Below are 6532 nucleotides of genomic sequence, written 5' to 3'. Positions count from 1 at the left end.
TACATGGCCGGCTGGGCGACCAAGATCGAAGGCCAGACCATGGACGTGTCCATCCCGATCCCGCCGGGCTCGCGCTTCACCGCCTTCGCTCGTCGTGAGCCGGTGGGCGTGGTCGCTGGCATCGTGCCGTGGAACTTCCCGCTGATGATCACCACCTGGAAGGCCATGCCGGCGCTGGCCACCGGCTGCACCGTGGTCATCAAGCCCGCCAGCGAAACCCCGCTGACCGCCCTGCGCCTGGCCGAACTGGCCTTCGAAGCGGGCATCCCGGCCGGCGTGTTCAACGTCGTCACCGGCGGTGGCAGCACCGTGGGTAACGCCCTGGCGTCGCACCCGCTGATCAGCAAGGTGTCCTTCACCGGCTCCACCGCCGTGGGCAAGAGCGTCGGCGTGGCCTGCATGGAGAACATGACCCGCTTCGCCCTGGAGCTGGGTGGCAAGAACCCGATGATCCTGCTGGCCGATGCCGACGTGGAGAAGGCGGTGCAGGGCGCGCTGCTCGGCGGCCTGCTGAACAACGGTCAGGTCTGCGCCGCGGCCTCGCGCTTCTACGTGCACCAGTCCATCTACGAGCCCTTCGTCGAAGGCCTGGCCGCTGCGGTGAAGGGCCTGTCCATCGGTCCGGGCATGGACCAGGACGCGGCGATCAACCCGCTGGTCTCGCGCAAGCAGCAGCTGAATGTGCTCAAGCACATTGACCTGGCCCGCCAGGAAGGCGCCCGCGTGGTCGCCGGTGGCGAGCGCCTGGAAGGCGACGGCTTCTTCGTTCAGCCCACCGTGCTGGCCGACGTGAACCACGAGATGACCGTGTCGCGCGAGGAAGTCTTCGGCCCGGTGCTGTCGGTGATCCCCTTCACCGACGAGGACGCCATGATCGAACTGGCCAACGACAGCGTCTACGGCCTGGCCGCCAGCCTGTGGACCAACGACCTGTCCAAGGCGATGAACCTGGTGCCGCGCATCGAGGCTGGCACCGTGTGGGTCAACGCCCACGTACTGCTCGACCCGAACATGCCCTTCGGCGGCGTCAAACAGTCCGGCATGGGCCGCGAGTTCGGCCGCGCAGTGATCGAGGCGTACACCGAGCTGAAGTCGGTCTGCATCTCCCACTGATTTGAACCCTCGATTTCCGGCAGGCGCCTTCACGCCTGCCGGTTTTTTTTGAGGTGTCCGAAAAAGGGGCTTTTTCTGTGGGGGCGAATTCATTCGCTATGGGCAGCGCAGCTGCCCCGAGGGATCAAATGGCAGTACTTCGTCCTGCTTAGCGATTGAAATCGCCCCCACAACTTGGCCCCACAAATGGGTGTCTCGATCCAGAAAACCCCCGCAAATTCCCCAATCTCCGCCGTTCGCACTGTCCTGGTGCGGGTAAACCTTGCACTTTCCATTCCTGAACTAAGCTTTCGGCAGTCCCCCGACCAAAGGACCGCCTCATGAGCGAACCACTCCTCAGCTTCGACGAACTCAAGAAAGCCGTAGCCAGCGGCGAGATCGATACGGTGCTGGCCTGCATGGTGGACATGCAGGGACGATTGGTTGGCAAGCGCTTCCAGGCTGAGTTCTTCGTCGACAGCGCCTATGAGGAAACCCACTGCTGCAATTACCTGCTGGCTGACGACATCGACATGGAGCCGGTGCCCGGCTACGCGGCGGCGAGTTGGAGCAAGGGTTATGGCGACTTCGTGCTGAAGCCCGACATGAGCACCCTGCGCCGGGTGCCCTGGCTGGAATGCACGGCCCTGGTGCTTTGCGACGTGCTGGACCATCACCACCGCGAAGACCTGCCCCACAGCCCGCGCGCCATCCTCCGGAAACAGGTGGCCCGGCTGGCGGAGCGGGGGTATCAGGGCATGTTCGCGTCGGAGTTGGAGTTCTACCTCTTCGATGAAAGCTACGACGCCATTCACAGGCGCAACTACAGCCATCCGAAGACGGCTTCGAACTACATCGAGGACTACAGCATCCTTCAGACCACCCGTGAGGAACCGGTGCTGCGGGCCATCCGCAAGCACCTGCAGGCCTGCGGCGTGCCGGTGGAGAATTCGAAAGGTGAGTGGGGGCCGGGGCAGGAGGAGATCAACGTCCGCTATGCAGACGCCCTGACCATGGCCGACCGCCACGCCATCATCAAGCACGCCTGCAAGGAGATCGCCCACCAGCAGGGCAAGTCGATCACCTTCATGTCCAAATGGCGCTACGACCTGGCCGGTTCCAGTTGCCACATCCACAGTTCGCTCTGGGACAAGAAAGGCAAGAAGGCGCTGTTCCACGATCCCAAGGACGAGTTCGGCATGTCGAAGCTGATGCGCGGCTGGGTGGCCGGCCAGCTCAAGTACGCCAGCGAGGTCACCTATTTCCTCGCGCCCTACATCAACTCCTACAAGCGCTTCCAGGCTGGCACCTTTGCGCCGACGCGGGCTATATGGAGTCGCGACAATCGCACCGCCGGCTTCCGCCTTTGTGCCGAAGGCAGCAAGTCTGTGCGCATCGAGTGCCGCATCGGTGGCGCCGATCTCAATCCCTATCTTGCCTTTGCCGCACTGATCGCTGCAGGCCTGGCGGGCATCGATGAAAAGCTCGAATTGGCCGCGCCATTCGAGGGCGATGCCTATGTGAACGACCAGCTACCGGAGGTCGACAAGACCCTGCGCGAGGCCACCGCCGCGCTCAAGGGCTCGGCCATGCTGCGCAAGGCCTTCGGTGACGAGGTGGTCGACCACTATGTGCATACCGCCGAGTGGGAGCAGAAGGAATACGACCGGCGCATCACCGACTGGGAGTTGCAGCGCGGATTCGAGCGCTACTGAATATTCGCTGTCCGGCCAGCGGCGGGTTCGGGCACGCTCGCTGACCGGTTTGTAACCGGGGATGGGAGCGGTACGACAGGCTGTCGCATTGCTGGCGGGGAAGGTGCCCGAACCGCCGCATGGAGCAATCCATTGCCAACCCAAACCAAAGGGCACCCAAGATGAATCCTGCAGGCCAACCCGGCTCCACGCATCAGGACGATGACGTCAAGCTGTTGCACAGCATGGGCTATGCCCAGGAGCTGTCGCGGCGGATGGGCGGCTTCTCCAACTTCGCCATTTCCTTCTCCATCATTTGCATCCTTTCCGGTGGCATCAATTCGCTGGCCCAGGGCACATCGGGCGCCGGTGGTGCCTCCATCGGCATCGGCTGGCCGCTGGGCTGCATGATCTCCGGCGTGTTCGCCGTGGCCATGGCGCAGATCGCCTCGGCCTATCCCACTGCGGGCGGGCTGTACCACTGGGGTTCGATCCTCGGCAACCGCTTCACCGGCTGGCTCACCGCCTGGTTCAACCTGCTGGGGCTGGTGACGGTGCTGGGTGCGATCAACGTGGGCACCTATTACTTCTTCTTCGGTGCCTTCGGACCGATGCTGGGCATGGAAGACACCATCACGACGCGCATCATCTTCTTGTCCATCCTCACGGGCGGGCAGGCGCTCTGTAATCACTTCGGCATCGGATTGACGGCCAAGCTGACGGACTTCTCGGGCTACCTGATCTTCGCCACGGCCATTGCCCTGACCGTCGTCTGCCTGATCGCCGCACCCAGCTACGAGTTCTCCCGGTTGTGGACCTTCGGCAACTTCTCCGGTGCCGCCGGTGGCAATGTCTGGCCGGAAGTGTCCAACAGCTGGATCTTCCTCCTCGGGCTGCTGCTGCCGATCTACACCATCACCGGCTACGACGCTTCCGCCCACACCTCGGAAGAAACCGTGCAAGCGGCCCATTCGGTGCCGCGTGGGATGGTGATGTCGGTGGTCTGGTCGCTGCTGTTCGGCTGGCTGATGCTCAGCGCCTTCGTACTGATGCTGCCGAGCATGGAAGAGGCGGCTGCCCAGGGCTGGAACGTGTTCTTCTGGGCCATGGACACCCAGGTGAATTCGACGGTGAAGGAGCTGCTCTTCCTGGCCATCTTCATCTCGCAGATCCTCTGCGGCCTGGCGACGGTGACTTCGGTCTCGCGGATGATCTTCGCCTTCGCCCGTGACGGTGGCCTGCCGGCCTCCAAGGCACTGGCTTCCGTCTCGCCGAAACACCGCACCCCTGTTGCGGCCATCTGGACCGGCGCCACCTTGGCGGTGCTGTTCGTTTGGGGATCGTCACTGGTGTCCATCGGCGAAACGCCGGTCTACACCATCGTCGTATCATGCACGGTGATCTTCCTGTTCTTCTCCTTCGTGATTCCCATCGTGCTCGGGCTCTTCACCTTCGGCACGCCCAAGTGGCCGCGCATGGGACCGTGGAACCTGGGACGCGGGTTGTATTCGCTGGTGGCGATCCTTTCGGTGATCTCGATGGCGCTGATCTTCATCATCGGCATCCAGCCGCCCAACGACTGGGCGCTGTACATCACCATCGGCTTCCTGATCCTCACCGGGATCATCTGGTTCGCCTTCGAAGCGCGGCGCTTCCAGGGCCCGCCCATCGGCGACATGATCGCCAAGCGTCAGGCGGAAATCGCCGCGGCGGAAGAGGCGTTGAACAAGTGACCTGCGTCGGCGCCCCTGTCCTGTCGGGAGAGGGGGCCGCACCTTCAGTTCACGGCTTCGATGCGGATGCCGTGCACCTCGACCTGATCACCCGGCTTGAAGTGCTGCCCGGGAGAGCGGAAGCGCTGCACCGAACCGTCATCCATTTTCACCAGGTAGGCGGGTTCGGCGAGGCCAGTGGCTTGCTGGACGGCGCCGCCACCGAAGTAGCCCACCGCGGCACCGGCGACGGCACCAACCGGGCCGCCGATGGCACCGAACATCAGTCCGGTCATGCCGCCGCCAGCCTTGCCGGCGGTGGTGTCAGGAACTTCGGAGAGGACCTCCGCGGCGAAGGCGGGGGAAGAAGCGAGGAGCGCAAGGCACAGGGTGAAGCTGGGGACTTTCATGATGGTTCCCTTCGACTGTTGTATGGCAAAGGGTCCACGTCACATTCCATGCCAGAAGTGAAATCCTTTCAGATCAACAACATGCGGCGTGTGATGTCATTTCGACTGCGGTTCGAATGACAGCGTTTGCTGTCATTCGGACCTAAGTTCAGTCTAGTCCCCCCGGAGGCGGGGCTGCGCTGCGGATGGTGGATTGTGGGAGCGAATTCATTCGCGAATAAATACGCTCCCACAGGTGGGGCAAGGGCGTGATGGGTTTCGCAAGCTCAACCCATCCTACGGTCGCGTATTCGTAGGATGGGTAGAGGTACGAAACCCATCAGAGCGAAGGCCGTCCGGGCACTCAGAGCTTGATCAGCACCGACTTCAGCTCGGTGTAGTGCTCGATGGCCGCCGCGCCCATTTCGCGGCCGACGCCGGAGAGCTTGTAGCCGCCGAAGGGCAGGGCCGGGTCGAGGGCGCTGTGGCAGTTGACCCAGACCGAGCCGGACTTGATGCGCGGGATCATCCGGTGCACCGCCGCGAGGTCGTTGGACCAGACGCTGGCGCCGAGTCCGTAGGGGTTGTCGTTGGCCATGCGGATGACTTCATCGACGTCGTCGAAGGGCATCGCCACCAGCACCGGGCCGAAGATTTCTTCCTGCACCAGGCGGTGCTGCTGGTCGACGTCGACGATCACCGTCGGTTTGACGAAGTAGCCGGGGCCGAAGCCTTCGCCGCCGCAGGCGATGGTGGCGCCCAGCTCGCGGCCGAGCTGGATGTAGCCGGTGACGCGGTCCTGCTGCTTGGCGGAGATCAGCGGGCCCATCTGCACGCTCGGGTCGAGGCCGTTGCCGAGCTTCATGCCGTTGGCGATGCCGGCGATGTCGGCGATCACGTTGTCGAAATGCTTGCGGTGTACGTACAGGCGCGAGCCGGCGCAGCAGACCTGGCCCTGGTTGAAGAAGATCGCGCTGGCGGCGCCGGCAGCGGCTTCCTGCAGGTTGGCGTCGGGCATGACGATGGTCGGCGACTTGCCGCCGAGTTCCAGGGTCACGCGGGTCATGTTGTCCATGGCCGCCTTGCCGATCTGCTTGCCGACTTCGGTGGAGCCGGTGAAGGTCAGCTTGTCGACGCCCGGATGGCGGGTGAGGGCGACGCCGGCATTCAGGCCGGTACCGGTGATGACGTTGAACACCCCGGCCGGGTAGCCGGCTTCCAGCACCAGCTCGGCCAGCTTGAGGGCGGTCAGCGGGGTTTCGTCGGCGGGTTTGAGGATCACGGTGCAGCCGGTGGCGAGCGCCGGGCCGAGCTTCCAGCAGGCCAGCAGCAGCGGAAAGTTCCAGGCGACGATGGCGCCGACCACGCCCACCGCTTCGCGGCGGATGAAGCCGTGGAACTGATCATTGGGCATCAGCGGCAGGGAAGCGTCGACCGTGCTGCCTTCGATCTTGGTGGCCCAGCCGGCCATGTAGCGGAGGAAGTCGATGGCCAGCTGCACGTCCATGACGTGGGCCACGGCGGCGCTCTTGCCGTTGTTCAGGCATTCCAGTTCGGCCAGCTCCTGGGCGTCGCGCTCCATCAGGTCGGCGAGGCGCCACAGCAGGTTCTGCCGTTCGCGCGGACGCATGCGGCTCCAGGCGGA

The 6532-nt window shown here is 64.0% G+C and carries 5 protein-coding genes; 3 read left to right on the top strand and 2 right to left on the bottom strand.

Going from position 1 to position 6532, the window contains the following annotated elements; translation table 11 throughout:
• The 3 genes from E8E95_RS06395 to E8E95_RS06385 form a co-directional block, all read left to right on the top strand.
• Positions 1–1113, top strand: a 1113-nt coding sequence (locus tag E8E95_RS06395; protein WP_280349059.1) for an aldehyde dehydrogenase family protein, incomplete at its 5' end; no start/stop codon positions are given.
• A gap of 320 nt (positions 1114–1433) precedes the next feature.
• A complete protein-coding gene (locus E8E95_RS06390; RefSeq protein WP_280349058.1) occupies positions 1434–2807 on the top strand; it encodes a glutamine synthetase family protein in 1374 nt (457 codons plus the stop codon).
• A gap of 161 nt (positions 2808–2968) precedes the next feature.
• A complete protein-coding gene (locus E8E95_RS06385; protein WP_280349057.1) occupies positions 2969–4519 on the top strand; it encodes an amino acid permease in 1551 nt (516 codons plus the stop codon).
• Positions 4520–4563: 44 nt separating this feature from the next.
• Here the strand turns inward: E8E95_RS06385 and E8E95_RS06380 are convergent, their stop codons facing one another.
• On the bottom strand, positions 4564–4908 hold the full coding sequence (locus E8E95_RS06380) for a hypothetical protein (protein ID WP_280349056.1): 345 nt from the start codon (positions 4906–4908) through the stop codon (positions 4564–4566).
• 343 nt (positions 4909–5251) lie between these two features.
• Positions 5252–6532 (bottom strand): aldehyde dehydrogenase family protein (locus E8E95_RS06375; RefSeq protein ID WP_280349050.1); only part of this gene is annotated, 1281 nt, incomplete at its 5' end.

The organism is Pseudomonas sp. BN414, assembly GCF_029871275.1.
Classification (GTDB): domain Bacteria; phylum Pseudomonadota; class Gammaproteobacteria; order Pseudomonadales; family Pseudomonadaceae; genus Metapseudomonas; species Metapseudomonas resinovorans_C.
Note: the sequence above shows the minus strand (reverse complement) of the source record. Positions and strands in the feature narration are given on the sequence as shown.